The organism is Saccharopolyspora shandongensis, assembly GCF_900106995.1.
Classification (GTDB): Bacteria; Actinomycetota; Actinomycetes; order Mycobacteriales; family Pseudonocardiaceae; genus Saccharopolyspora; species Saccharopolyspora shandongensis.
In genome coordinates, this window is record NZ_FNOK01000039.1 from 26,774 (window position 1) to 52,541 (window position 25,768).

General features: G+C 71.2%; 22 protein-coding genes. 9 read left to right on the forward strand and 13 right to left on the reverse strand.

Features of this window, described 5'->3' with window-relative positions; all coding sequences use genetic code 11:
* Positions 1-4 precede the first annotated feature (4 nt).
* Both BLW84_RS31255 and BLW84_RS31260 read right to left on the reverse strand, forming a co-directional pair.
* A complete protein-coding gene (locus BLW84_RS31255) occupies positions 5-1,297 on the reverse strand; it encodes an MFS transporter (protein ID WP_093272616.1) in 1,293 nt (430 codons plus the stop codon).
* Positions 1,298-1,375: 78 nt separating this feature from the next.
* Complete coding sequence (locus tag BLW84_RS31260) at positions 1,376-2,293, reverse strand: SDR family oxidoreductase (protein ID WP_093272619.1); 918 nt, start codon at positions 2,291-2,293, stop codon at positions 1,376-1,378.
* Between the two features lie 48 nt (positions 2,294-2,341).
* On the opposite strand from BLW84_RS31260, the gene BLW84_RS31265 reads away from it, so the two are divergent.
* Positions 2,342-2,713 (forward strand): MerR family transcriptional regulator, encoded by a 372-nt coding sequence (locus tag BLW84_RS31265; RefSeq protein WP_218157550.1) that lies wholly within the window; start codon positions 2,342-2,344, stop codon positions 2,711-2,713.
* A 4-nt stretch (positions 2,714-2,717) separates the two neighbouring features.
* Here the strand turns inward: BLW84_RS31265 and BLW84_RS31270 are convergent, their stop codons facing one another.
* Positions 2,718-3,335 carry a TetR/AcrR family transcriptional regulator gene (locus BLW84_RS31270; RefSeq protein WP_093272621.1) on the reverse strand — a complete coding sequence of 206 codons (618 nt, stop codon included), beginning with the start codon at positions 3,333-3,335 and terminating at the stop codon, positions 2,718-2,720.
* A 76-nt stretch (positions 3,336-3,411) separates the two neighbouring features.
* Here BLW84_RS31270 and BLW84_RS31275 point away from each other — a divergent pair, with 76 nt between their 5' ends.
* Positions 3,412-3,591, forward strand: a complete 180-nt coding sequence (locus tag BLW84_RS31275) for a hypothetical protein (RefSeq protein ID WP_093272624.1) — start codon at positions 3,412-3,414, stop codon at positions 3,589-3,591.
* A 24-nt stretch (positions 3,592-3,615) separates the two neighbouring features.
* Here BLW84_RS31275 and BLW84_RS48535 read toward each other — a convergent pair whose 3' ends face one another.
* The 7 genes from BLW84_RS48535 to BLW84_RS31305 all read right to left on the reverse strand — a co-directional run bounded on the left by BLW84_RS48535 (position 3,616) and on the right by BLW84_RS31305 (position 12,644).
* Positions 3,616-4,563: an acyl-CoA dehydrogenase family protein gene (locus BLW84_RS48535; RefSeq protein ID WP_218157551.1), complete on the reverse strand. Its 948-nt coding sequence runs from the start codon at positions 4,561-4,563 to the stop codon at positions 3,616-3,618.
* Complete coding sequence (locus BLW84_RS48540) at positions 4,560-5,648, reverse strand: acyl-CoA dehydrogenase family protein (protein ID WP_218157552.1); 1,089 nt, start codon at positions 5,646-5,648, stop codon at positions 4,560-4,562. The genes BLW84_RS48535 and BLW84_RS48540 overlap by 4 nt, the downstream gene beginning before the upstream one ends.
* On the reverse strand, positions 5,645-6,976 hold the full coding sequence (locus BLW84_RS31285; RefSeq protein ID WP_093272626.1) for an MFS transporter: 1,332 nt from the start codon (positions 6,974-6,976) through the stop codon (positions 5,645-5,647). The genes BLW84_RS48540 and BLW84_RS31285 overlap by 4 nt, the downstream gene beginning before the upstream one ends.
* A 3-nt stretch (positions 6,977-6,979) precedes the next feature.
* The gene (locus tag BLW84_RS31290; RefSeq protein WP_093272629.1) at positions 6,980-9,055 is read right to left on the reverse strand and encodes an acetate--CoA ligase family protein; all 2,076 of its coding nucleotides are present in this window, start codon (positions 9,053-9,055) and stop codon (positions 6,980-6,982) included.
* Complete coding sequence (locus BLW84_RS31295; RefSeq protein ID WP_093272631.1) at positions 9,052-9,834, reverse strand: enoyl-CoA hydratase/isomerase family protein; 783 nt, start codon at positions 9,832-9,834, stop codon at positions 9,052-9,054. The genes BLW84_RS31290 and BLW84_RS31295 overlap by 4 nt, the downstream gene beginning before the upstream one ends.
* Before the next feature lie 159 nt (positions 9,835-9,993).
* Positions 9,994-11,475 carry an MFS transporter gene (locus tag BLW84_RS31300; RefSeq protein WP_093272633.1) on the reverse strand — a complete coding sequence of 494 codons (1,482 nt, stop codon included), beginning with the start codon at positions 11,473-11,475 and terminating at the stop codon, positions 9,994-9,996.
* 515 nt (positions 11,476-11,990) lie between these two features.
* Positions 11,991-12,644 (reverse strand): GntR family transcriptional regulator, encoded by a 654-nt coding sequence (locus BLW84_RS31305; protein WP_093272636.1) that lies wholly within the window; start codon positions 12,642-12,644, stop codon positions 11,991-11,993.
* A gap of 176 nt (positions 12,645-12,820) precedes the next feature.
* Here BLW84_RS31305 and BLW84_RS31310 point away from each other — a divergent pair, with 176 nt between their 5' ends.
* From BLW84_RS31310 to BLW84_RS31330, 5 genes are all read left to right on the forward strand, one after another.
* Positions 12,821-13,597: an IclR family transcriptional regulator gene (locus BLW84_RS31310; RefSeq protein ID WP_342743193.1), complete on the forward strand. Its 777-nt coding sequence runs from the start codon at positions 12,821-12,823 to the stop codon at positions 13,595-13,597.
* A gap of 26 nt (positions 13,598-13,623) precedes the next feature.
* Positions 13,624-15,237: an OPT/YSL family transporter gene (locus BLW84_RS31315; RefSeq protein ID WP_093272638.1), complete on the forward strand. Its 1,614-nt coding sequence runs from the start codon at positions 13,624-13,626 to the stop codon at positions 15,235-15,237.
* Positions 15,238-15,289: 52 nt separating this feature from the next.
* Entirely contained in the window at positions 15,290-16,345 is a 1,056-nt protein-coding gene (locus BLW84_RS31320; RefSeq protein WP_245761518.1) for a 2,5-dihydroxypyridine 5,6-dioxygenase NicX family protein, read from the forward strand.
* A 339-nt stretch (positions 16,346-16,684) separates the two neighbouring features.
* On the forward strand, positions 16,685-17,956 hold the full coding sequence (locus BLW84_RS31325) for an alpha/beta fold hydrolase (protein ID WP_093272643.1): 1,272 nt from the start codon (positions 16,685-16,687) through the stop codon (positions 17,954-17,956).
* Positions 17,957-18,018: 62 nt separating this feature from the next.
* Complete coding sequence (locus BLW84_RS31330) at positions 18,019-19,254, forward strand: sensor domain-containing diguanylate cyclase (protein WP_093272645.1); 1,236 nt, start codon at positions 18,019-18,021, stop codon at positions 19,252-19,254.
* 8 nt (positions 19,255-19,262) lie between these two features.
* Here the strand turns inward: BLW84_RS31330 and BLW84_RS31335 are convergent, their stop codons facing one another.
* The 3 genes from BLW84_RS31335 to BLW84_RS31345 form a co-directional block, all read right to left on the reverse strand.
* A complete protein-coding gene (locus BLW84_RS31335) occupies positions 19,263-20,630 on the reverse strand; it encodes a dihydrolipoyl dehydrogenase family protein (protein WP_093272648.1) in 1,368 nt (455 codons plus the stop codon).
* Positions 20,631-20,777: 147 nt separating this feature from the next.
* The gene (locus BLW84_RS31340) at positions 20,778-21,461 is read right to left on the reverse strand and encodes a nitroreductase family protein (RefSeq protein ID WP_093272651.1); all 684 of its coding nucleotides are present in this window, start codon (positions 21,459-21,461) and stop codon (positions 20,778-20,780) included.
* Positions 21,458-22,405: an alpha/beta hydrolase gene (locus tag BLW84_RS31345; RefSeq protein WP_093272653.1), complete on the reverse strand. Its 948-nt coding sequence runs from the start codon at positions 22,403-22,405 to the stop codon at positions 21,458-21,460. Before BLW84_RS31345 ends, BLW84_RS31340 begins: the two co-directional genes overlap by 4 nt.
* 409 nt (positions 22,406-22,814) lie before the next feature.
* Between BLW84_RS31345 and BLW84_RS31350 the strand changes: the two genes are divergently transcribed.
* Together BLW84_RS31350 and BLW84_RS31355 are read left to right on the forward strand one after the other, a co-directional pair.
* Positions 22,815-24,692: a 2-oxoacid:acceptor oxidoreductase subunit alpha gene (locus tag BLW84_RS31350; RefSeq protein ID WP_093272656.1), complete on the forward strand. Its 1,878-nt coding sequence runs from the start codon at positions 22,815-22,817 to the stop codon at positions 24,690-24,692.
* The gene (locus BLW84_RS31355) at positions 24,689-25,750 is read left to right on the forward strand and encodes a 2-oxoacid:ferredoxin oxidoreductase subunit beta (protein WP_093272658.1); all 1,062 of its coding nucleotides are present in this window, start codon (positions 24,689-24,691) and stop codon (positions 25,748-25,750) included. The genes BLW84_RS31350 and BLW84_RS31355 overlap by 4 nt, the downstream gene beginning before the upstream one ends.
* The last annotated feature ends 18 nt before the right edge of the window (positions 25,751-25,768 follow it).

Sequence of the window (25,768 nt, forward strand, 5' to 3'; positions counted from 1 at the left end):
GCGGCTAGGCGGAGCCCTCCGGGGCGAGCGGGTGCGCGAGCTCGTCGGCGGGCAGCCTGCCGAGGACGATCGCCGCCACGGCCGCGATCGCCGGCACCGTTCCGGCGATCAGGAAGGTCGCCTGCGCCCCGATCAGCTCCGCGACCGGGCCCGCCGCCGCCATCGAGACGGGCAGGAACGCGATCGACACGAAGAAGTCGAGGCTGGTGATCCGGCCCAGCAGGTGCGGTGGAACCCGGCGCTGGAGCAGCGTTCCCCACAGGACCATCGGGCTGGAGAACATCGCACCGACGGTGAACGCGGCCGCGACGACGATCCAGAGCTCGCCCGCGAACGCGATGGCCACGAGCGGCAGGCAGCTCACGCCCCACAACCCGATCAGCACCGTCAGGTAGCGGCGGGGCATCCGCAGCGAGCCCATGATCAGCGAGCCGACGGCGCCGCCGATTCCCCACGCGGCCAGCACCAACGCGTGCTGCTCGGCCCCGCCGCCCAGCCGGTCCTTGATGAGGAACGGCAGCACCACCTGCAGCGGGCCCATCACCATCATCACCATGAGCGAGCCGAACAGCAGCGACGCGAGCAGCCACCGCGTGGCCACCATGTAGCGGAATCCCTCGGCGATGTCGGCGACGACGCTGCGCGCATCGCCCCGCCTGCGCACCGGCGTGCGCGGAACCGCCAGGAACGCGCAGAAGGCGGCGAAGGCCGTCGCCGCGGCCACGGCCATCGCCGCGCCGGGGGAGGCGGCGGCGATGATGACGCTGCCGACCGCGGGCCCGGCGGCCTGCTGGATGGTCGGCCGCAGCATTCCCTCGAACCCGTTGACCGCCATGAGTTCGTCTTCGGCCAGCAAGGCGGGCAACCACGCGGAATACGCGGGGAAGTAGAACGCCGTGGCGGTGCCGCCCAGGAACGCGACCACGACGAGGTGCCACAACCGGAGCTGGTCGGTCAGCGCCAGCACGGCCGCGGTGGTCAGGACGAGCGTGTGGGCGCCCTGGACGGCGATCAGGATCGTCTTCTGCGCCACCCGGTCGGCGACCGCGCCGCCGAGCAGCAGCGGCAGCAGCGCACCGAGCGACGCCGCTGCCGCGACGTAGGACAGTTCGCTGGCGCCGCCGCCGATCCGCACCACTTCCCAGACCTGCGCGACCACCCACAGCCCGCTCGTGCACAGCGCGAAGAACAGGGCGGCGGCGAGCCGGCGGTAGGAGGAACGGCGGAAGGGCAACAGCACGCGGGGAAATCCGGACGGGGCGGGCGACGGAGGCGCCAGGGCGTCGTTTTTCGTCATGGCCGCTCACGACTCCAGGAGCCGGCGGATAGGTTCTCGATCACGCGATCGACGCTAGAACCTCGACATTGCTGGAGGTCAACATCGCGCCCCGGAAATCGGTCCGGTGGCGGGCCGAGGGCGATTTCGCGCGAAATCGACGGCGTGATCGACGGCCCAGCGCCCGAAGGTGCCGGACGGCCGCCCGGTCAGGCGCTCCACGTGGTCGGTGATGAGCCCCGACTCCGGCCGGTGCACCGACGCGGCGACTAGCGCCTCCACCAGGTGCTCGGGACGACCGTCCGCGAGCATTCGGGATCGCGCGAGATCCGGGGGAACCGCCTCGAAGCGCAGGCGGCGTCCCAGTGCGGCACCGAGCAAGGCGACCTGGTCGGCACGGCCGAGGATCTCGGGGCCGGTCAGCAAGAACGGGGCGTGCTCCTCGTGGTCGCCGCCGAGCAGCACGGCCGCGGCCGCATCGGCCACGTCGCGCTCGTCCACGACGGCTGTCCGCGCGATGTCCGGGCCGGACACCACGTCGCCCGCCTCCAACTGCGCCGCCCAGCCCCGGGCGTTGGAGGCCAACGTGTCGCTGCGCAATGCCACCCACCGCAGGCCCGAATCGCCGAGCAGGGCTTCCACGTCCGCGTGCACCTGGACGATGGGATCGCTCTGGCGGGCGGCTTCGTCGTCGATGGCCGTCGAAGACACGTACACGACGCGAGGCGCCGCCGCGGCGAGTTCGGCGACCAGATCGTGGGCGTGGGCCACATCGAGCAGCGGCCACATGAGGAGCACGGCGTCCACACCCGCGACCGCGGAGCGGACGACGGCGGGGTCGGTGACGTCGCCGCGCACCGACTCGACTCCCGAAAGCGGGCGACGCGAAAGGCAGCGAACCCGCACACCGCGGGCTAGCAACCGGTCGACGACTTCCCGGCCGAGGTTGCCGGTGGCGCCGGTGACCAGGACCGATGAGGTCCGCTCGCCGACCGCGGGGAGAATGGTTCCAGACATGCCGCGGACACTAGGGGTTCAGGTCGACATGAAGGCAAGGTGCGCGTGGTGAGGACGATCGGAGAAGCGGCCGCGGAGCTCGGCATCGAGGCCCACGTGCTGCGGCACTGGGAACAGGCCGGCGCGCTCACCGTGCCCCGTGACGGCAACGGCTACCGCACCTTCGACGACGCCGCCCTGGAACGGGCGCGCACCGTGCTGAAGCTACGGCGCGTGGGACTCTCATTGCCGGAGGTCACCGCCGCCATGACGCCGAAGAAGTCGGCGGCGCAAGCGGTCGTCCGGGAGAAGATCGCCGCGCTCGAAAGCGAAGTCCGCCGCACGCAGCAGGCCATCACATACCTCCGGCACACCGCGGACTGCCGGCACCGGTACCTGGACGACTGCCAGGACTGCGCGGCTTTCGCCCGCGAGCTCTGAGCCGTCAGGCGCCGACGATGCGCAGCGCGATCGCAACGTAGCGGTCGGCGAGTTCGGCCGGTCCCACATCGCTTTCCGGGTCGTACCACTGCGGGATCGCGTTGCAGGCGGCCTGGATCGCGCGGCGGGCCTCGGCGGGGTGCTCGCAGCGGAATTCCCCGCGCCGCACGCCGTCGTCGATGATGTCCTGGAACAGCCGCGTCGCCGACTCGCGCAGCGCCCCGAGCCGACGCGCGTGCTCATCCTCCAGGTTGCGGATATCCCGCACCGCGATGGTGCTTTCCACCCGCCGCCGCACCCGGTAGTCCACGGTGGCGCGCACGATCGCGCTCAGCCGCTCGGCCGGGTCGTCGCCGCAGTCGCGCAGGGCCGCGTCGCAGGCCTGCACGTAGTCGTTGACGCTGTCCTCCAGCAGCCCGGCGAACAGCTCCTGCTTGCTGGAATGCCAGTAGTACAGCGCAGACAGGCTCAGCCCGGCCCGCTTGGCGATGTCCCGGATGGACGCGCCGTGGTACCCGCGTTCCGCGAAGATCTCGCGCGCCGCGACGGAAAGCGCGTCGCCGCCCTGGCCGCGCGGGATGGCGGAGCCGTTGTGGGCAGAGGATTCGGATGCCGCCGTCACACCATCAGAATACGGGCTGCGGCCCGGCATCGGACATGGTGCGGGGTCGGGCAGTCCGGCTTGCCCCTTCGGGCCGGTGCGCACCCGGGCCGACGCGGTTCTGGTCGTGCACGTGGCCCTGCCATCGCGCCTTTCCCTGCCCGAGGAATTCGCCCTGCTCGCGCACCGCGACAACGGCACGGTGCACGACTCCAGCCAAGTCGTGGCCGGTTGCGCCGAGCCGAACGTGGCGCTCGGCTCGGCGCGGTGCCGATGAGCTCCCAGGGCGGGTGACGGCGGTTCAGGCGGTGAGGTGCTCCCAGAGGCCGGTTTCGCCCGCCGCGAGCGCCGCCCGCCCCAGCTCGGCCGACCAGCGGCGCTCGCTGCCGTATTCGTCGCGCCACGCCCACAACTTCCGCGTGACGTGGTGCAGCGAGTGCTCGCGGGTCACGCCCATCGCCCCGTGCAGTTGGTGCGCGGCACGGGCGATGCTGGTGGCCGTCCGCGCTGCGGTGATCTTCGCGGTCGCCGAGGCGGCGAAGGCACGTTCCGCGGAGTCCTCCTGGTGGATCCGCGCCGCCCGCGCCACCGCGGCTTCGGCGGCGACCAGGTGGGTGCTCATCTCGGCCAGCCCGTTGGCCACCGCCTTGAGCGCGACGAGCGGACGGCCGAACTGCTCCCGCTGCGTCACGTGCTCGCGGGTGCGTGCGTACGCGCCGCGCGCGGCGCCGAGCAGCGCGGCCGCGTTGAGCACAGCGGCGCGGGCGAGCACGGCGTCGTGCGCGGGAGCGTCGGGCAGGGGAGTCGTGGCGCCCGGAACCCGGATCGTGTCGCGCGGTTCACCGGCGAGGTTCTGCCCGTGCTCGACGTCGCTGTTCGGCTCGACCAGGTAGGCGGATTCCCGCTCCGGGCACACCACGACGTGGTCGGCGTGCCTGGCCCACGGGACGTTCTCGAGGCCGGTGGCCGCGACGACCAGCCCCGCCGGGAGCTGCTCGCCGAGAATCCACTGGGCCAAGGAGGTTTCCAGCAGCGGCACGCTCACGCCGCTCGCCGCCGTCGCGGCGATCAGCTCCGCCAGGTCGCCCAGCGTCCCGCCGGCTCCGCCGCGCTCCTCGGGAATGCCGACCTGCGGCCAGCCCAGTTCGACCAGCGTCGGCCACAGCGGGTGCAACGCACCCTCCGGCGCCTCCGGCGACACCCCGGACAGCACGTCCGCGGCGACCTCGGTGATCAGCGAGTTGCTCAACGTCGGGCCTCCTGCTTGGCGAGGATGGACAGCAGCACCTCCGAGGAGCCGCCGCGGATGCTGAAACCGGGCGAGGCGAGGATGGCCTCGCCCAGCGTGCTCTCGGGCGAGACGATCCCGGAATCCATTGCGTGGCGGGCGCATTCGAGCACGTCGCGCTCGAACGCGGTGCCGAGGTACTTCAACGTCGCGGCGGCCCGCACGGGAGCCTCGCCCGCGTCGACCGCTGCGGCGACCTGCGCGCACAACGCTCGCAGCGTCGCCAGCCGGGCCACCAGCTCGCCGACCTCGGCCGCCACGCTCTCGTCGCCGCTGCCCAGCAGCTCCTCCAGCACCGGATACGTGGACAGGACACGCTCCGGCCCGCCGCGCTCGTAGGCGAGCTGCTCGGTGACCTGCCGCCAGGCGTTGCCCTCGACGCCGATCACCCGTTCCTCGGGCACGAAGACGTTCTCGAACACCACCTCGTTGAAGTGGTGCGAACCGGCCATGTCGACGATCGGCGACACCGACACCCCGGGATCGCTCATGTCCAGCACGAACTCGGTCAGCCCGGCGTGCTTCACCTCGGACTTCTCGGTGCGCGCCAGCAGGTAGGCGTGCGTGGCGCGGTGCGCGTGGCTGGTCCAGATCTTCCGGCCGTCGATGCGCCAGCCGCCCGCGACGCGGGTGCCGGTGGTGCGCACCGCGGCGAGGTCCGAGCCGGCGTCGGGTTCGCTCATGCCCAGGCAGAACACGAACTCGCCCGCGGCGATGCCGGGCAGGATCTCCTGCTGCAGCCGGGGCGTTCCGTGCCGCAGGATCGACGGGCCGATCTGCCGGTCGCCGATCCAGTGCGCGGCAACCGGCGCGCCCGCGCGCAGCAGTTCCTCGGTGACCACCAGCCGCGCCAGGTTGGACCGCTCGGCGCCGCCCACCGAACGCGGCCAGGTCATGCCCAGCCAGCCGCGCTCGGCGAGCGCCTTGCTGAAGTCGAGGTCGAAGGACCGCAGCCAGGCGTCCGGCCGCGGCCGGTACCGGCCGTCGGCCCGCCAACTCCGGCACAGGTCCCGCACTTCCCGGCGCAGGTCGGACAGCGCACTCATGCGACGGTTTCCTTTCCGCTGCTCTGCAGCTCCTGCTCGGCGCGGCTCAGCGCCGCGGTCCTGGTCTCCGGCATCAGCAGGTAGGTCAGCAGCGACACCAGACCGCAGGCCGAGACGTAGAGGAAGAAGTAGTTCTCGACGCCCGCGTCGCGGAACGCCAGCGCCACGTACTCCGCGGTGCCGCCGAAGACCGCCTGCGCCAGCGCGTAGGGGATCGCGACGCCGACCGTGCGGATGCCGGTCGGGAACAGCTCGGCCTTCACGCAGGCGTTCACCGACGAGTACCCGGCCACGATCGTCAGCGCCAGCATCGCCAGCGCCAGCGCGACGCCGAAGCTCGGCCAGCGCTGCATCGACGTCATGATGGGGTAGGTGCCCAGCGTGGTGCCGACGCCGAAGAAGATCAGCACCGGGCGGCGGCCGATCTTGTCCGAGATCGCCCCGCCCAGCGGCAGCAGGACCGTGAACACGCACAGCGCGATGAACATGACCCGGGCCGCGTCGGGCTTGCTCAGCCCCACGGAATTGCTCAGGTACTTCGTCAGGTACGTGGTGTAGGTGTAGAACGCCACGCTGCCGCCGAGGGTCAGCGCGAACACCAGGACCGCGGCGCGGCGGTGCTTCCACACCTCGCGCAACGTGCCCCGGCGCATCTGCGCGTCGTGCGACTCCTCTTCGACGTAAGCCGACGTCTCGTGCATCCGGCGCCGCAGGTAGAACACGACGAGCGCGGCGACCGCCCCGATGACGAACGGGATGCGCCAGCCCCACGCGGTGAGCTGCTCCTCGGTCATGACGGCCTGCAGCACCATCAGCACGACGAGCCCGAGCAGCTGCCCGATCGTCACCGACACGTACTGGAAGCTCGAACCCAGGCCGCGCCTGCCCTGCTGCGACACCTCGGTGAGGTAGGCCGCACTGGCCGCGTACTCGCCGCCGACGCTGATGCCCTGCATGATCCGCGCGACCAGCAGCAGCGCCGCGCCGAGGTAGCCGGCCTGCTGGTGGGTCGGGGCGATGGCGATCAGCAACGCGCTGAACGACATCATCGTCACCGACAGCGTCAGGCCGAACTTGCGGCCCCGCCGGTCGGCGATCCGGCCCAGCACCCAGCCGCCCAGCGGGCGGGCCAGGAAGCCCACCGCGAACACCGCGGCGGTGTTCATCAGCTGCGCGGTCGGATTGCCCTTCGGGAAGAACTGCCCGGCGAAGTACAGCGCGAAGTTCGCGTAGACGAACCAGTCGTACCACTCGACGGTGTTGCCGATCGACCCGCTGAGCACCGCGCGGGCGTGGGTGAACCGGCGGGGCTTCGTCGACCCGCTCATCTGCTACCTCCGGGTTCTTCCGGTCACGACGAGGTCGGCGGCGACCGCGCCGGACCCGTGGACCACGAGCGGATTGATCTCCAGTTCGCCCAGCCGGTCGCCGAGTTCCACGGCCGCCTGGGAAATCGACGCGATCGCGGCGGCGGCCGCCGCCACATCGCAGCGCGGACGACCGCGGAAGCCGTCCAGCAGCGGCCAGCCGCGCAGCCGCCGCAACAACGCGGTGGCCTGCTCGGCGTCCACCGGGCCGAGGGCGGAGACGACGTCCCGGTACAGCTCGGTCGTCGTGCCGCCCATGCCGACGGTCAGCACCGGCGGGTAGCCGTCCTCGCCGCCCTGCACGCCGACCAGCAGCTCGACGCCGCCGGGCAGGAGTTCCTGCACCAGCACGCCGTCGATGCGGGCCTCGGGCGCGTTCGCGGCGACGGTTTCGAGCATGTCCGCGGCGGCGTCGCGAACTTGCTCCGCCGGGACGCCGACCACGACGCCGCCGACGTCGCTCTTGTGCGCCAGATCGGGGGATTGGACCTTCAGCACGATCCGGTCGCCGAGTTCCCCGGCGATCGCGCCGGCCTCGGCCGGACCGGCCGCAAGCCGTCCTCGCGGCCGGGCGATCCGCATCGCGTCGAGCAGTTCCGCGCCATCGGCCTCGGTGAGCGCCGGCCGGCCCAGGAAGCCGGCCAGGCCGCGCGGCGCGGCGACGGCGGCGCGCCGCTCGTCGTGGGGCACCAGGTGCCTGATGAGGCGCAGCGCGGCGGTCGTCGTGCTCAGCACGGAAACACCGTTGCGGCGCAACAACGATGCCGCCGCGGCGATCTGGTCGTGGGAGTAGATCCAGGCCACGACGAACGGCTTGGCGGAGCGCTTCGCGGCTCGCAGGATCGACTCGGCCACCGCCACCGCGGGCTCGCCGCCGATGGTCGTCAGCACCACCAGCACGGCGTCCACCTCGGCCGACTCCGCGACGGCCTCGCACACCGCGCCCAGCTGCGCGTGGTCGTTGATGACCTGCGCGGTGACGTCCACAGGGTTGACGACGCTGCCGAACGACGGGACGAGCGGCGCCAAGGCCGCCTGCGTCGAGGCGTCGAGTTCGGGCAGCGCCAGGCCGTTGCCCTCGGCCTGGTCGGCGGCCAGCCCGCCCGCCCCGCCGGAACTGGTGATGACGCCGATGCGGCCCGCCCGCAGGCTCGGGGCGCCGGTCAACGCGACCGAGACGTCGAGCAGTTCGTCGAGGTCGTCGACCTGGATCGCGCCGGATTCCCGGGTGAGCAGGTCGAAAGCGGTTCCGGAGCGAACCAGTGCGCCAGTGTGCGAGGCGATGGCGCGCTCGCCCGCCGAGGAGCGGCCGGAGCGCAGCACGACGATGTGCTTGCCGAGCTCAGCGGCGCGCGCCGCGAGTCGGGTCCACCGCGCGCCGTCGGGCAGTTCTTCCAGGTAGCAGGCCAGCACCCGGACATTCGGGTCGGCCACCAGCAGCTCGGCGGCGTCGGTCGCGGTCAGATCGGCCTGGTTGCCGACGCTGATCCAGGCGGTGAGCCCGATCCCGCGATCCCGCGCCAGCCCGAGGAAGCTGCCACCGAGCGCGCCGCTCTGGCCCACGTAGGCGATGCCGGAATCGCCCGGCTGCTCGCCGTCGGCGGCCGCGGTGAACGTGGCGGTCAGCCCGGTGGGCCGGTAGATCAGGCCCTGGCAGTTCGGGCCGATCACCCGCAGCCCGTGCCGCTTCGCCGCCGCCACCAACTGGTCCTGCAGTTCCCGGCCGTCCGCGCCGATCTCGGCGAACCCGGACGACAGCACCACCACGCAGGACGCGCCCGCTCGGCCCGCTTCCTCGACTACCGGCAGCACGCGCGACGCCGGGACCAGCACCAGCACCAGGTCGACCGGGCCCGGCAGTTCCAGCAGCGACGGGTAGCAGGGCAGCCCGTGGATCTCCCGGTGGTTCGGGTTGATCGGGTAGACGGCGCCGTCGAAGTCCCGCAGGTAGCGGGTGAGCCGTCCGGCCATCGCGGAGCGCTCCGAGGCGCCGACGATCGCCACCGACCGCGGCCGCAGCAGTCCATCCACAGTGGTCACCGGCCCCGGAACTCGGGCTTGCGCTTCTCCTTGAAGGCCTGCATCGCCTCGGCAGAGTCCTCAGTGGACTGAACGACGGCCATGTGCGAGGAGATCAGGTCCAGCGAGGTGCGCAGGTCGGTGCGCGCCGACTGGTACACGGTCCGCTTGATGGCGCGGATGGCCACCGGCGGGCCGTCGGCCAGGCGCCGGGCGAACGCGTAGGTCTCGTCCATCAGTTCGGCGTCGGGCACGCGCCGGCTGGCGATGCCGATGTCCACCGCGGTCCGGGCGTCCACGAAGTCGCCGGTCCACAGCAGCTCCAGCGCTTTCGCGGTGCCCACCAGTCGCGGCAGGTAGTAGCAGCCGCCGTCGCCGGGGACCAGGCCCACGCGGACGTAGCCCTCGGAGAGCCTGGCCGACTCGCCGACGAACCGGATGTCGCACATCAGGGCCATGTCCATGCCGGCGCCGACCGCGACGCCGTTGACCGCCGCGATGACCGGCTTGTCCAGGTCCTCCAGGGCGAGGGCGACCTGGTGGATCCGGTCGGTGAGGACGGTCTTGTGGTCCAGCACGGACTTCTCGCCCGAGGTGAAGGCGTCCAGGTCGACGCCCGAGCAGAACGCGTCGCCGGCGCCGGTGAGCACCAGGACCCGCACCTCGGGGTCGAAGCGAGCGGAGCGGATGGCCGCGGCCCACTCGTCGATCATCTCCATGGTGAAGGCGTTCTTGCGCTTCGGGCGGTTGAGCAGGATCGTCCCGATCCCGTCGCTGACCTGGTATTCGAGATCCGCCATGTCCGTCCCTTCCCCGTCGCCTGCGTCCGGGCCCGAGTTAAGCACTCGACGAGAACAGAGTCCATACAAAATTGTATTCAATTTCTGGAACCGCCTAGCCCGATGAGAAACCGGTTGCGCCCGCCCGCGATGCGCGCAGGAGGCGGGCGCTGGGCGTGATCAGGCGGTGGGCAGGGTGTGCGTCGTTGCGGTCGTGGCGGCGACGTAGTCGCCGAGTCGCGGCTTTTCCGGGCGGCGGGCGACCAGCAGCGCGAGCAGCACGCCCGCTGCGGAGAAGGCCGCGAGCGCGATCGACGCTCGCGACAGGCCGGTCGCGAGGGACTCCGCGGGCGGCTCGCCGCCGGTTGCGCTCCTCATGGCGACCTGCGCGTAGATACCGGCGACGACGGCCGTCATGACCGCGCCACCCACATAGCGCGCCATGTTCGAGATCCCGGACGCCGCACCCACCTGCTCACGTGACACGGACGCGGTGGCGACTGACGACGCCGGGCTGTTGGAAAGGGCCAATCCCACGGCGATGCCGAGCAGCGGGAGGACGAACGCGCCGTAATCCCACGACGGCCGGACCGCGGCGAGGGCCACGAACGCCGCCGTGAGGATCGCGAAACCGGCCACGACGACCGGGCGCGCGCCGAAGTAGTAGGCCAACGGTGCGACCAACGGCGCCACGAGGACTACCACCGCGGCCACCGGCAGCGTCGCCAGACCCGCCTGCAGGCTCGTCATCCCGAGGGTTTGCGGGGCCTGGAAGTACAGGCTCACCAAGAAGCTGAGCGCGGCGATCGCCCCGGCCCCGATCAGGATCGCGCCGGTGGAACCCACCAGCAGGGCGTTGCGCAGCAGGCCCAGATCGACCAGCGGGGCGGCCACCCGGCGCTCTACCACCACGAACCCGACCGCGGCCGACGCGGACAGGACCAGGCACAGCAACGTGGGCGGCGACAGCCATCCCCAGGACGAGCCCTCGGTCATGGCGAACACGAACGGCACGAGCGCGGCGGCGACCAGCCCGGTGCCCGCCAGGTCGATCGTGCGGGCGCGGTTCGGGTCGCGGGATTCCGGCACCGTGCGCAGCGTGAACGGGATGCACACCAGTGCGATCGCCGCGTCGATCCAGAACAATCCCTGCCAGCCCGCGAGCTCGTTGAGCACGCCGCCGACGACCGGCCCCGCCGCTGCCCCGGCCGCAGCGGCAGCGCCCCACAGCGCAACCGCCTTCATCTGCGGGGCACCGGACGAGTTCACCGAGAGCAAGCTCAGCCCGCTGGCCAGGATCGTCGCGCCGGCCGCGCCCTGGATCAGGCGCCCCAGCACGACCAGCACCCCGGTTCCGGCGAGAGCGATGAGCGCGCACGACACCACGAACAGCGCCAAACCGGCCAGGAACATGCGTCGCCGGCCGAAGACGTCGCCCAGTGCGCCGGACGTGACGATCACGGCGGCCCCGATCAGGAGGTAGCCGGTCACCGCCCACTGCAGCACGTTGATCGGGGTTCCCAGGTCCGCGCTGATCGAGGGGATCAGGATGCTCACCGCGGAGGTGTTGGCGTTGACGACGAACGTCGACAGGCACGCGGTGGACAGGACGCCCCATCCCGCGCGCACCCCGAATTCCGCACCACCCACCGGAGCGCTCATATCGCCACGATCGCCCGGAACCGGCATCACCCACAGAACCGAAGGACCCGGAAGGTGCTCACGAGGAGCCCGAGGACTAGGCGAACTCTGGGGCGAACGCCGGATTGCCGAAGGGGAACCCCTGGGGCGAGCCGGGCAGCGAGCGGTGCATCCGCCGGATCGCCGACGGCTGAGTCCACTTCCGGGGCGACCACTTCAGCGGCATGGCATGGTCGCCGGCTCGTCATCGGCCACGGTTCGATCCGGGTGATGCGCATCGGCCTGCCGCAGGAAGCCCCTGAGGATCCGCGACCGCCGAGCCGCGGCTGACCCTGCCTCGACCGCCGTCCGCTGGTCCTAAGTGGACGTATCGGATTCGTCCACGGGGACCGAGGAGTCGTTCCGGAATGGGGGGCGCGTGCGAGGCGTGGCCGTCAGGAACGCAGAACGCTGATCTCGCGCGAAACCGCCGACCTGGCAGGCGTCCGGCGCCTTCGGGATGAGCTTGCCCGGAGCCTCGTGAAACGGCCTCCGACTCACCCCGGCAGCGGGAGGCTGGCGCCGAGGGCGGGGGCGAGCTGGGCCGGGGTGGCGTCGCGGTGCGAGTCCATGATCGCGATCGCTCGCTCGGTCTGCCCGCGGCGCAGCGCGTTGATCAGCTGCCGGTGCTCGCGGACGATCCGGCGGCGCGCCGACTCGTCGTAGATGTACACCGCGCGGTACGCCTCCGTCATCTTCCAGATGCGCTCGATCTCGTCGACGATCAGGTTCAGGCCCGAACTGCGGAAGATGACGAAGTGGAAGTCGTGGTTGAGCTCGATGATCCGCAGGACGTCGACCGCCTCGGCCGCCTCCTCGATGCGCTCGTTGATCTCGGTCAGCTCGATGATCTGCGCCGTGCTCAGGCGCGGCAGCTCGCGCAGCACGACCGCCTCCAGCGCGGCGCGCATCAGATAAGACTGGCGCAGTTCCTCCGCCGAGAGCCGGGCCACCGTGTAGCCGACGTTCGGCTGATGGCGCACCACGCCCTCCGCTTCGAGCGCCTTCAGCGCCTCGCGGACCGGCACGCGGCTGACGCCCAGGCGTTCGGCGAGCGCCTCCTGGCGCAGCGGCTGTCCCGGCAGCAGCTCCTGGCTGCGCATCATCTGCCGGATCAGCTCGACGGCGCGGCCCACCGAAGTCTCCGCCATGCCCTCACCTCACGCTCCGCTGGATCGGTGCACGCGAGAGTAACGCACCGTGGTGATCCGACTTCGGGCGCAACGTATTGACAAACCCGCTGGCCGGGCGCACCGTATCCCCCAACGCGGTGCGCAAATAGCGACAGCGTTGTGCATATCGCAACACTACGGGTTTGGAGGCCGGTTTGGCGAGCTCGGGACTCCTGCAGACCGCGGATCGGGCCATGCAGGTGCTGCTTTCCTTCTCCGACCAGCGGCCGGAGTGGGGTGTCAGCGAGCTCGGGCGCGAGCTCGGGCTCGACAAGTCCGTCGTCCAGCGGTTGCTGGCCACGCTCGCCAGTCGCGGCTTCGTCCTCGCCGACCCCGAAACCCGGCGGTACCGCCTCGGGCCGGCGATTTCGCAGCTCGCCCGGGTCGCCGAGCGCAGCGGCGCGCTGAGCCTGATCGCCAGGCCGGTGCTCGCGAAGCTGGCCCGGGAGACGGGGGAGAGCGCCGTGCTCAACGTCGCGCACGGCGGCTCCTACCGCACCGTGGCCGCGGTGGACGCGCGCGGGCCGTTGAGCTACTCGGCGATCGTCGGGCACGTGATGCCCGGTCACGCTGGGTGTTCGGGGCACGCGTTGTTCGCCGGGCAGCCGGTGGAGGAGGTCCGCGAGCTCTTCGGGCCCGAGCCGCTCACCCGGTTCACCCCGAACACCCCCACCACCTACGCCGAACTGGCCCAGCGGTGGCAGGAGGTCGCCGACACCGGGATGTCGGTGTCCGACGGCGAGTTCGATGCCAACGTCGGCGCCATCGCGGTGCCGCTGCTGCTCGCCGGCGCGACCGTCGCCTCCCTGACGTTGATCGGACCGGCCGAGCGCGTGTCCGGCCGGATCGACGACCTGACCGCCCCGCTGCGCGCCGCGGGCGCCGACCTCTCCAGCCGACTCGCGCCCGGCGACGCCGGGCCGCCCAGCTGACCGACCGCTTTCCGGAAAGGCTGCTCATGACCATCAGCGACCCCGTGGCCGGCGCCGAGCGCGCGCATCCGCGGGCCTTCGAGCCCACCGTGCTGGTGATCACCATCGTGCTCTCCGTGGTCGGGGCGATAATCGGCCTGCACCTGATCACCACCCTCGGGATCTCGGCCAACACCTCCGTCATCGGCGCGCTGATCGCGATGATCATCGGCCGGATCAACGTCGCCGCGCTGCGCAAGATGCGCTCGGTGCACCGCCAGAACCTGGTGCAGAGCGCCGTTTCCGGCTCCACCTTCGCCGCCGCGAACTCGCTGCTGGCGCCCATCGCGGTGCCCTTCGCGTTCGGCCGCGCCGACCTCGTGTGGCCGGTGTTCGCCGGCGTCGCGATCGGGCTGTTCGCGGATTCCTTCGTGCTGTACCGGCTTTTCAACTCGCGGCTGCTGCCCGCGCAGGCCGCCTGGCCACCCGGCATCGCCGCCGCCGACACCATCATCGCCGGGGACAAGGGCGGCCGGCGGGCCGCCGTGCTGGCCGGTGGCGCGGTCCTCGGCTTCATCGGCGCGTTCTTCAAGTTACCGGTCTCGGCGGCAGGCGTGGCCTTCATCGGCAATGTCTGGGCGCTCGGCATGTTCGGCGTCGGGCTGCTGTTCAGCCAGTACAGCCCCACCTGGTTCCACATCAACATCGGCAGCTTCTACATCCCGCACGGCGTGATGATCGGCGCCGGCCTGGTCGCCCTCGGACAGGCCGCCTACCTGATGTTCCGGAAGAAGGACCGGAAGGGCGAGCGCACCACCTCGATCGATCCGAGCGAGGTGCCGCAGGTCGATGAGAAGGCGCTGCGCAAGGGAGTCCTGCAGGGCTACGTGCTGTTCGTGCTCGGTGCCGCCGTCGTCGCCCTGGCCGGCGGGCTGATCTCGGAGCTGTCGGTGCCGGCGCTGATCCTCTGGATCCTGGCCGCCGCGCTGGCCGCGATCATCCACGAGATCATCGTGGGACTCGCCGCGATGCACTCCGGCTGGTTCCCGGCGTTCGCCGTGACGCTCATCTTCCTGGTGCTCGGCCTGATCCTCGGGGTGCCGCCGGTGGCCCTGGCGCTGTTCGTCGGCTACACCTCCGCGACCGGGCCAGCGTTCGCCGACATGGGCTACGACTTCAAGGCGGGTTGGCTGCTGCGCAAGGAACACCGGCCCTACGACGCCTTCGAGCGCGCCGGCCGGTTCCAGCAGTACCTCGCCTCGCTGGTGGGCTTCGCGGTGGCGACCATCGCGGTCGCCGTGTCCTGGCAGGCGTTCTTCGGCGACGGGCTGCTGCCGCCGGTCGCCAAGGTCTACGCCGCCACCATCCAGGCCGGGCTGTCCGATCCGAACGTGCTGATGACGCTGCTGCTGTGGGCGATTCCCGGCGCGCTGATCCAGTTCCTCGGCGGCGCCAACCGGCAGATGGGCGTGCTGCTGGCCACCGGCCTGCTGATCGCCACCCCGCAGGCCTGCTGGCTGGTCTTCGGCGCCCTCGTGGTGCGGATCATCTACCGCTGGCGGCGCGGCGACAAGGCGGACGAGGACCTCAACCTCGTCGGCGCGGGCCTCATCGCGGGCGACGCGCTCTATTCGACCAGCCGGATCTTCGAGTCCAAGTGACCGGGTCCGTTCGGGAAAGTGCAATGAGAGAAGGGGAATTGTCGTGGAGGTTGTGAGCCGAGTCGAATCCCGGCCGGAGTACCTGTCGTGGGAAGCGGCGATCGGCGCCCGCAAGCTCGTCGAGCAGGTCATGCTGGTCAAGCCGGGGGAAGAGGTGGTGCTCACCGGTGACACCTCGACCGACCGGCGCGTCGTGGAGCTGACCGCGCAGGCGGTCGCCGCTGCCGGGGCCACGCCCACCGTGATCTGGTACGAGACGCGGCCGAGCTCGGCGATGGAACCGCCGGCGCCGGTGGCCGGCGCGATCGCCAAGGCCGACGTGTGGATCGAGTTCAGCGTCGCCTACATCATGCACAGCGACGCCTTCCGCGCGGCCATCGCGAACGGCGCCCGCTACACCAACCTGACCGGCATGGACATCCCGATGCTGGTCGACACCGTCGGCAAGCCCGACTTCGAGGGCGTCATGCGGCTGGGCCGCGCGCTGGTCGCGCTGCTGCAGCAGGCCGACGAGGTGCGCATCACCTCCGCCAACGGCACCGACCTGGTCGGCCGCAACCAGGGCCGCCCGATCAACCTGCGCGGCAAGCCCGCCGAGAAGCCGGGCGAGACCGTGATGCTCTCCGGCCAGATCTCCTGGAACCCGATCGAGGAGACCCAGAACGGCACCCTCGTGTTCGACGGCGCGCTGTGGCCGCCGGCCGAGATCGGGCTGCTGCGCTCCCCGGTGCGCTGCAAGGTGGAGAACGGCGTGGTCACCGAGATCACCGGCGACCGCGACGCCGAGGTGTTCCGGAACTGGATGGAGTCCTTCGACGACCCGAACATGTTCCGGCTGGCGCACTGGTCGCTGGGCTTCAACCCGGGCGTGCTGGTGCCCACCGGCCGCATCGTGGAGGACGAGCGGGTGTTCGGCTGCGTGGAGATCGGCATCGGCACCAAGGGCGCGTGGATCGGCGGCGAGCCGTGGGTGGCGGCGGCGCACACCGACGGCAGCGTGCTCGGCCCGTCGATCTACCTCGACGGCGAGGCCATCGAGCTCGACGGCCGCTACGTGCACCCGGAACTGGTGCGGATCTGCCGCGAGATCGGCGCCCCCGGGTACTAAACGGGTGTCCGACTCGTCTTGAGTAGCGGTGCGGGTAGCGGAACCTCAGATGCCTTCTCGACTCCGGGATCCCCGATTTACGTATGACCAATTACGCGGCGTCGGGGCTGTCCTCGCGAGAAGGCATCTGAGAACCCGCGGCGGTGCGAGTTGCGAGGGTGGGCTAAGCGGCTTCGCCGCTTGCGGCAGCTCACGCAGGTGGCGCGCGTCTAGCGTCGCGGCGACCGTGTACCACTGGAAACGGCTTCGCCGCTTGCTCGATGCCACCAGCCGCTGCGTGGACGAGCACCGCTGCAAGAGTGATTTCCAGAGCTATCAGTCCACTGTGGAGGAATCGCGATGTCCGATGTCACGTACCGCCGTCCGGGCCTGGTGGCCCGGGACCGCGTCTTCCGGGTGCCGTTGCGCCACGACGACCCGGGCGCCGGGGAGATCGAGGTCTTCGGCCGGGAGGTGGTGGCCCCGAGCAAGCAGGACCAGGCGCTGCCGTGGCTGATCTACTTCCAGGGCGGACCGGGCGGCAAGGCGGAACGGCCGCTGAGCACCAGCGCGTGGCTGGGCCGCGCCCTCCAGGACTACCGCGTGCTGCTGCTGGACCAGCGCGGCACCGGGCGCAGCACGCCGGCCAACCGCCAGACGCTGGCGGGCCTGTCGACGGCCGAGCAGGCCGAGCACCTGAGCCTGCTGCGCGCCGACTCGATCGTCCGGGACGCCGAGGTGCTGCGCGAGCAGCTGATCGGCGACGAGCCGTGGTCGGTGCTGGGGCAGAGCTTCGGCGGCTTCTGCGCGCTGACGTACCTCTCGCTGGCGCCGGAGGCGCTGCGCCAGGTGATGATCACCGGCGGCATCCCGACGCTGACCGGGCACGCAGACGACGTCTACCGCGCCGCGTACCCGCGCACGCTGCGCAAGAACGACGCCTACTTCGCCCGCTACCCGGAGGACGCCGCCATCGCGCGCCGCGTCGTCGACCACCTCGCCGAGAACGAGGTGATCATGCCGACGGGGGAGCGGCTGACCCCGGAGCGCTTCCAGGCGCTGGGCATCCAGTTCGGCCAGGCGTCGCGGTTCGACGCGCTGCACTACCACCTCGAGGAAGCGTTCGCGGGCGACGTCCTGTCGGACACCTTCCTGCGCGGCGTCGATGCGGCGCTCTCCTTCGGCGAGCGCCCGCTGTACGCGGCGCTGCACGAATCCATCTACTGCCAGGGCACCGCGTCGAAGTGGTCGGCACAGCGGGTGCGCGCGGAGTTCGACGAGTTCGACTGGTCCCGGGGCGGCCGCGTCAACTTCACCGGCGAGATGATCTACCCCTGGATGTTCGAGCAGGACCCGGCGCTGGTGCCGCTGCGGGAGGCCGCCGAGCTGCTGGCCGCCAAGTCCGACTGGCCGCACCTCTACGACCTCGACCGACTGGCCCGCAACGACGTGCCGGTCGCCGCGGCGGTCTACCACGACGACATGTTCGTCGACCGCGATCAGGCGCTGGAATCGGCGCAGCAGGTGCGCAACGCGCGGGTGTGGGTGACCAACGAGTACGAGCACGACGGGGTCAAGGCCTCACCGACCGTGCTTGACCGGTTGCTGGCGATGAACTGCGGCGACGCCTGACGCGTACGGTGGGCCACCACGCCGATGCGTGCCGCAGTCGCGCCCGCTATGGTTCGGTTCTCATGTCCCCCTCGGTGCCGAATTTCGCCGCTGGCGTGCCCTGGCAGCGCGTCTTCGACCAGGCGGCGTCCGCGATGGCGATCCTCGACTTGCAGGGCCGATACCTGCACGTCAACGAGGCCATGTGCCGGATGCTCGGCTACCGGCGGGAGGAGCTGGAGGGCCTGGACTACCGGGCCGTGACGCACCCCGACGACATCGATCCGGAGGGGCCGATGGAGTCCCCGGACCTGCTGGAGAAGCGGTACATCCGCTCCGACGGCAGCGTCATCTGGGCCCTGGTGGCGCGGTCGTTCATCCGGGACAGCCACGGGCGGGCGATCCACTTCTTGTCCCAGATCCAGGACATCACGCGGCGCCGGGAGGCGGAGCTGCTGTGGCAGCGCAGCTTCGCCAACGCCCCGATCGGCATGGCCCTGCTGGACCTCAAGGGCGCGTGGACCGCGGTCAACGACACGCTCTGCACCATGCTCGGCTACACGCGCGAAGAGATGCTCTCGATGTCGTTCACCGACATCACCTACGAGGAAGACGACGAGCAGGGCATGGCGGCGCTGGCCGAACTGGTCGAGGGCCACGTGGACAGCGTCAACGTGGAGAAGCGCTACCGGCACAAGCAGGGCCACCCGATCTGGATCCTGATCCGGGCGACCACCGTGCCGGGCGCCGACGGGACCCCGGCGTACGTGGTCAGCCAGTACGAGGACATCGGCGAGCAGCGCCTGGTGGACGCCCGCCTCGCGCACCTGGCGCTGCACGACCCGCTGACGGGGCTCGCGAATCGCGCGCTGCTGTCCGACCGGCTCGACCACGGGCTGCAGCAGCTGGCACGCGGCGACGGCGTGCTGGCTGTGGTGCTGGCGGACCTGGACCAGCTCAAGCCGGTCAACGACCGCTTCGGGCACGCGCTGGGGGATCAGCTGCTGATCGCCGCCGCGCGGGAGCTGCAGCTGGCGGTGCGCGCCGGCGACACCGTCGCCCGCATGGGCGGCGACGAGTTCGTCGTGGTCAGCCTGCTGCCGGACGAGGACGCCGCGCGGGCGCTGCGGGATCGCGTCGAGCGGCATCTGAACACCGACGTGACGGTGCACGGGGTCCGGATCCGGCTGCGCGCCAGCGTCGGCTACACCGCGACCCCCGACCCCGCGATCGCGCCCGACATGCTGCTGCACGCCGCCGACCGGGACATGTACGCCAGCAAGCGGCGCCGCCGCGAGTCGCACGGCGGGGGCCGCTGACCGGCTCGTCAGGCGTCCAGCCCGGCCAGGGCCGCTTCGATCGCCCGGTGGAACGTCGGGTAGGCGAAGATCATTTCCCGCAGCCGCTGCACCGGCACTTCCGCGTGCACTGCCACCGCGAGTGCCCCGACGATCTCGCCGCCCGCCGGCGCGACCACGGTGGCGCCGACCAGGACGCCCCGGTCGGTGTCCGCGACGAGCTTGATGATGCCCTCGTTGCCGGCCTTGTGGATCCAGCCGCGCGTCGACGCGGGGATCTGGGTGATCGCGGTGCGCACCTGGATCCCGGCGTCCCGGGCCCGGGATTCGGTCAGCCCGACGGTGGCGACCTCGGGGTCGGTGAAGATGACCGAGGGCATCGCGCGGTAGTCGGCGACCTCGGTGCCCTGGCCGAGGATGTCGGCGGCCGCGATCCGCGCCTGGTAGACCGAGGTGTGCGTGAAGGCCCCGTGGCCGGTGATGTCGCCGATGGCCCAGACGCCGTCGGCGGCCCGCATCCGCCCGTCGACCGGGACGGTCCGCGCCTGCTCGTCCAGCCCGACGGCCGCGACGCCCAGCGCGCCCAGGTCGGTGCTCCGCCCGGTGGCGACCAGCAGGCGTTCGCCGGTGAACACCTCGCCGGACTCCAGGTGCACCTGGAACAGGTCGTCGTGCTTGACGCGGTCCACGGCGCAGCCGGTGCGGACCTCGATGCCGCAGGCGTGGAACGCCCCGGCCAGCACCTCGGAGGCCTCCGGCTCGGCCATCGCCAGCAGCCGCGGCCGCGACTCCAGCACCGTCACCGAGGCGCCGAAGCGGGCGAAGACCTGCGCGAACTCCACGCCGACCGGCCCGCCGCCGAGCACCAGCAGCGACTCAGGCACCCGGGTCGCGGGCACGGCGTCGCGGTTGGTCCAGTACGGGCTCCCGGCGAGGCCCTCGATCGGCGGGACCAGCGGATCGGTGCCGGGGTTGAGCACGATGCCGCGGCGGGCCCGGAACACCTGGTCGCCGACGGTGACCTCGCCGGGCGCGCTGATCCGCCCTACGCCGCGCACCAGCCTGCCGCCGGTGTCCTCGAAGCGCCGCACCGCGATCTCGTCGTTCCAGTCGGTGGTCGCCTCGTCGCGGATGCGGTTCGCGACCGGCGTCCAGTCCGGCCGCACGGTGGCCTGCCCGGCGAGCTCGGGCACCCGCCACGCCTCGCCGAGGGCGTCGGCGGCCCGCACCATCATCTTGGTCGGGATGCAGGCGAAGTACGGGCATTCGCCGCCGACCAGCCGCGATTCGACCGCGATGACGTCCAGGCCCGCGTTCGCCAGCCGAGCCGCCGCGTCCTCGCCGCCCGGGCCCATGCCGATGACGACGACGTCGACCTCTTCGGGCACCGCACCCACCCCCGATTCCGCCTCGGTGTAGGTCCTCAGCCCAACACCCCGGCCCGGCCCGCGCACGTCGAGTGTCGTGAGCGGTGACGACCACGATCACTCACGAACGCGCGAAGCGGGCGAGTCGGATCGGTGAAATCGCGTGGCTTCCAGGTGTCAGCGCCAGATCAGGGCCTCGTCGAGGGGCTTGCGGGTCAGGTCGGGCACCTCGCAGTCGGCTGCCGGGTAGCCGATCGGGAACACGATGTACGGGCGCTCGCTGGTGGGCCGGTCGAGGATCTTGGTCAGGAATCCCATCGGGTTCGGCGTGTGCGTCAGGGTCGCCAGGCCCATGGTGTGCAGCGCGTTGATGAACAGCCCGCAGGCGATCCCGACGCTTTCGTTGACGTAGTAGTGCTTCTGCCGCCCGGCGCCGGTCACGCCGTACTTCTGGGCGAACGCGACGACGATCCAGGGCACCACGTCGAGGTAGTCCTTGTTCGCATCGGTCTCCAGCTGCGACAGCGCGCCGTGCCACTGCGGGATGTCCGCGCGTTCGTAGAACGCCTTCTCCTCGGCCTCGGCGGCCAACCGGATCTGGTGCTTGAGGCCCGGGTCCTGCACGGCGACGAACGTCCACGGCTGCTGGTGCGCGCCGCTGGGCGCGGTGTTGGCGCTGCGCACGGCCAGCTCGATCGCCTCGCGCGGCACCGGATCGGGGCTGAAGAACCGCACGCTGCGCCGGGAGTCCAGGTGCTCGAAGAGCTCCTGACCGCGGCGCAAGCCGTCGGCCACCGGTAGTCGTTCCGGGCGGTAGGGCACGAACGGATGGGCGTGCGGGCGGGGCGACGGTGCGGTCATTTCTCCTCCGGTACAAGGGCTTCCCGCAGCGCGCGGTGCACCTCGGCCATCGCATCGCCTGCAATCGGCAGCAGATCGGCGCCCCCGGCGAAACCGTGGAACAGTCCCGGGCAGTGCTGGACGCTGGTGGGCACTCCCGCGGCCTTCAGCCGCTCGGCGTAGCGCTGACCTTCGGTGCACAGCGGGTCGCGGCCCGCGGTGAGGACGTGCGCGGGCGGCAGCCCGGCGAGGTCGGTGGCGCGCAGCGGCGAGACGTGCGGGTGGTCTCGATCGGCGGTGTCGGGCGCGTACTGGTCCCAGAACCACTTCATGTGCTGCGTGGTCAGCAGGCAATCCGGCCCGCTGTCCACATAGGATTCCGTGGTGAAGTCGTGGTCGGTGACCGGGTAGACCAGCATCTGGAAGCTGATGTCGGGGCCGCCGGTCTCGCGGGCCCGCAACGCCGTCACAGCGGCCAGGTTGCCGCCGGCGCTGTCCCCGGCGACGGCGAGGCGCGCCGGGTCACCACCGAGCTCCGCGGCGTGCTCGGCGGCCCATCGCGTCGCGGCGTAGGCGTCGTCGGCGGCCGCCGGGTAGCGGTGTTCCGGTGCGAGCCGGTAGTGCACGGCGATGACGATCGCGCCGACGCCGTTGGCCATCGCGCGGGAGACGCCGTCGTGGCTCTCCAGATCGCCGAGCACCCAGCCGCCGCCGTGGAAGTACACGACCACCGGCAGCGGCTCGCCGTCGACGCGCGGCCAGTAGATGCGCACCGGGATCTCGACGCCGGGCGGCCCGGGGACGAGCCGGTCCTCGACCTTGGCCACGGGCTGGCGGGGCCGCTCCGCGGCGCCTGCGTTCAGCATCGCGCGGGCCTCGTCGGCGTCGGTGACTGCGCCGCCGAGATCGGGGAAGTAGTCCTGCATGAGCGCGACGAACGGTTCGGCGTCCGGATGCAACGGCATTGTCTTCCTCCAGCGCAGGTGGAACGTCGCAGTGATGTAAACCGACGGCGAGGTGCCGAAGGTATCGGCCGTTCCGGCGAACGTGCTCCCGCATCATGGGAAACGTGGCGAAGTGGCACGGATCACACAGCGCTCGGCCGTCGGGGTATGGCCGAGGTCACATGACCTGATTCCGGTTCCGCGGCCGGTTGTCCCGTCCGGGCGCCGGGTACTTCGATACAGGGGTCGCCACCTGCGGTCGAATCTGGAACTCGGTCGTTCCGGTGAAGATCGCGGTGGTCGTGGGGATTGCGTGCGGGCACGTGCGGACCGTGACGGCGAGGGGCCTGGTTGTGATCGGAATAAAAACCGGGGCTGTATCGTTCGCCACAGGATGAGCGTTGCCTGCAGGTGAAGGGGAACGGGTCAATTGAGTACGACGAACGGCCACCGGTCCAACGGAACCCGGAAGCTGAACCGGGTCGTGATCCGGTTCGCGGGTGACTCCGGCGACGGGATGCAGCTGACCGGCGACCGGTTCACCTCGGAGGCTGCGGCCTTCGGGAACGACCTGGCGACGTTGCCGAACTTCCCGGCCGAGATCCGGGCTCCCGCCGGCACCCTGCCCGGCGTCTCCAGCTTCCAGCTGCACTTCGCCGACTACGACATCCTCACCCCCGGCGACCGCCCGGACGTGCTGGTGGCGATGAACCCGGCGGCGCTGAAGGCCAACATCGGCGACTTGCCGCACGGCGGCATCCTCATCGTCAACACCGACGAGTTCAGCAAGCGCAACCTCACGAAGGTCGGCTACGACGCCAACCCGCTGGAGACCGGCGAACTGGAGCGCTACGCGGTGCACCAGGTCGCGATGGCCACCTTGACGCAGGGCGCGCTGGAGGGCACCGGGCTGGGCAAGAAGGACGCCGAGCGCTGCAAGAACATGTTCGCCCTCGGCCTGCTGTCGTGGATGTACCACCGGCCCACCGAGGGCACCGAGCGGTTCCTGCGGGAGAAGTTCGCGAAGAAGCCGCCGATCGCCGAGGCCAACATCCTGGCCTTCCGGGCGGGCTGGAACTACGGCGAGACCACCGAGGCGTTCGCGGTCACCTACGAGGTCGCGCCCGCGAAGCTGCCGGCGGGGACCTACCGGCAGATCACCGGCAACACCGCGCTCGCCTACGGCATCGTCGCCGCCGGGCAGCGCAGCGGCCTGCCGGTGTTCCTCGGCACCTACCCGATCACGCCGGCCTCGGACGTGTTGCACGAACTGGCCAAGCACAAGAACTTCGGCGTCACGACCTTCCAGGCGGAGGACGAGATCGCCGGTGTCGGCGCGGCGCTGGGCGCCTCCTTCGGCGGCGCGCTGGGCGTGACCACCACGTCCGGCCCGGGGCTGGCGCTGAAGTCCGAGACGATCGGCCTGGCCGTGACGCTGGAACTGCCGCTGCTGGTGTGCGACGTCCAGCGCGGCGGGCCGTCCACCGGCCTGCCGACCAAGACCGAGCAGGCGGACCTGTTGCAGGCGCTCTACGGCCGCAACGGCGAATCGCCGGTGCCGGTGATCGCCCCGTGCTCGCCCGCGGACTGCTTCGACGCCGCGCTGGAAGCCGTGCGGATCGCGCTGGCCTACCGGACGCCGGTGCTGCTGCTGTCCGACGGCGCGATCGCCAACGGCTCCGAGCCGTGGCTGCTCCCGCAGGTCGACCAGCTGCCCGACCTGAGCGTCGAGTTCGCCACCGAACCCAACGCCCCGGACGGATCCGGCGAGTTCTGGCCGTACGTGCGCGATCCGGAAACCCTGGCCCGCGACTGGGCGGTGCCGGGCACGCCGGGGCTGGAGCACCGCGTCGGCGGCCTGGAGAAGGCCGACGGCAAGGGCAACATCTCCTACGACCCGGACAACCACGACAAGATGGTCCGGCTGCGCCAGGCCAAGATCGACGGCGTGCGGGTCCCCGACCTCACCGTCGACGACCCCGACGGCGACGCCCGCGTGCTGGTGCTCGGCTGGGGATCGTCGTTCGGGCCGATCGGCGCCGCCTGCCGCCGGGTGCGCGCCCAGGGCATGTCGATCGCGCAGGCCCACCTGCGCCACCTCAACCCGATGCCGGGCAACCTCGGCGACGTGCTGCGCAGCTACGGCAAGGTGATCGTCCCGGAGATGAACCTCGGCCAGCTGGCGATGCTGCTGCGCGCCCGCTACCTGATTGACGTGCAGTCCTACACGAAGGTCGCCGGACTCCCGTTCCGGGCCGAGGAGCTGCAGAACGTGCTCACCGATGTTGTGCAGGGGGTGCCCGCGTGACCACGACCGATCTGGGAATCCCGGTCCTCGGCGGGTTGGCCGGCGTGCCGACCACCGACGAACCGCAGAAGGCCAAGGACTTCAAGTCCGATCAGGAGGTCCGCTGGTGCCCGGGGTGCGGCGACTACGTCGTGCTCAACGCGGTGCAGAGCTTCCTGCCGTCGCTGGGGCTCAAGCGGGAGAACATCGTGTTCATCTCGGGCATCGGGTGCTCGTCCCGGTTCCCGTACTACCTGAACACCTACGGGATGCACTCCATCCACGGCCGCGCCCCGGCGATCGCCACCGGCCTCGCCACCAGCCGGCCGGACCTGTCGGTGTGGGTGGTGACCGGTGACGGCGACGCGCTGTCCATCGGCGGGAACCACCTGATCCACGCCCTGCGCCGCAACGTGAACCTCAAGATCCTGCTGTTCAACAACCGGATCTACGGGCTGACCAAGGGCCAGTACTCGCCGACCAGCGAGGTCGGCAAGGTCACCAAGTCGACCCCGGCGGGCTCGCTGGACCACCCGTTCAACCCGGTGTCGCTGGCCCTGGGCGCGGAGGCGTCGTTCGTGGCGCGGGTGATCGACTCGGATCGCGCGAGCGTGACGGAGGCGCTGAAGGCGGCGGCGGAGCACCGCGGCAGCGCGCTGGTGGAGATCTACCAGAACTGCCCGATCTTCAACGACGGCGCGTTCGACGTGCTGAAGGACAACGACGAGAAGCAGCGCCGGATCGTCCCGCTCAAGCACGGCGAGCCGATCGTGTTCGGCCCGGAGGACGAGCGCTTCGGAGTGGTCCAGGACCGCGACGGCTTCCGCGTCTCGAAGCTGTCCGAAGTGGACGAATCCGAGGTCGTGGTCCACGACGTGAACCGCGAGGACCCGTCCTACGCCTTCGCCCTGTCCCGCCTCGGCGGCCAGGACCTGAACCCGGCGGTGACGGGAATCTTCCGAGCGGTCCAGCGCCCGACCTACGACGACCTGGCCCGAGCCCAGGTAGCGGAAGCCCAGCAGGCGAAGCCTGCGGACCTCCAAAAGCTCCTCACGGGCAACGACACCTGGACGATCTGACCGGCGTCTCGTGAGTGT

Bases quoted from the DNA above. Each gene is read 5' to 3' on its own strand.
- BLW84_RS31330 (WP_093272645.1), top strand. From the start codon at position 18,019: ATGTCCCCCTCGGTGCCGAATTTCGCCGCTGGCGTGCCCTGGCAGCGC.
- BLW84_RS31295 (WP_093272631.1), bottom strand. From the start codon at position 9,834: ATGGCGGATCTCGAATACCAGGTCAGCGACGGGATCGGGACGATCCTG.
- BLW84_RS31285 (WP_093272626.1), bottom strand. From the start codon at position 6,976: ATGAGCGGGTCGACGAAGCCCCGCCGGTTCACCCACGCCCGCGCGGTG.
- BLW84_RS31300 (WP_093272633.1), bottom strand. From the start codon at position 11,475: ATGAGCGCTCCGGTGGGTGGTGCGGAATTCGGGGTGCGCGCGGGATGG.
- BLW84_RS31325 (WP_093272643.1), top strand. From the start codon at position 16,685: ATGTCCGATGTCACGTACCGCCGTCCGGGCCTGGTGGCCCGGGACCGC.
- BLW84_RS31345 (WP_093272653.1), bottom strand. From the start codon at position 22,405: ATGCCGTTGCATCCGGACGCCGAACCGTTCGTCGCGCTCATGCAGGAC.
- BLW84_RS48540 (WP_218157552.1), bottom strand. From the start codon at position 5,648: ATGAGTGCGCTGTCCGACCTGCGCCGGGAAGTGCGGGACCTGTGCCGG.
- BLW84_RS31260 (WP_093272619.1), bottom strand. From the start codon at position 2,293: ATGTCTGGAACCATTCTCCCCGCGGTCGGCGAGCGGACCTCATCGGTC.
- BLW84_RS31305 (WP_093272636.1), bottom strand. From the start codon at position 12,644: ATGGCGGAGACTTCGGTGGGCCGCGCCGTCGAGCTGATCCGGCAGATG.
- BLW84_RS31315 (WP_093272638.1), top strand. From the start codon at position 13,624: ATGACCATCAGCGACCCCGTGGCCGGCGCCGAGCGCGCGCATCCGCGG.
- BLW84_RS31340 (WP_093272651.1), bottom strand. From the start codon at position 21,461: ATGACCGCACCGTCGCCCCGCCCGCACGCCCATCCGTTCGTGCCCTAC.
- BLW84_RS31255 (WP_093272616.1), bottom strand. From the start codon at position 1,297: ATGACGAAAAACGACGCCCTGGCGCCTCCGTCGCCCGCCCCGTCCGGA.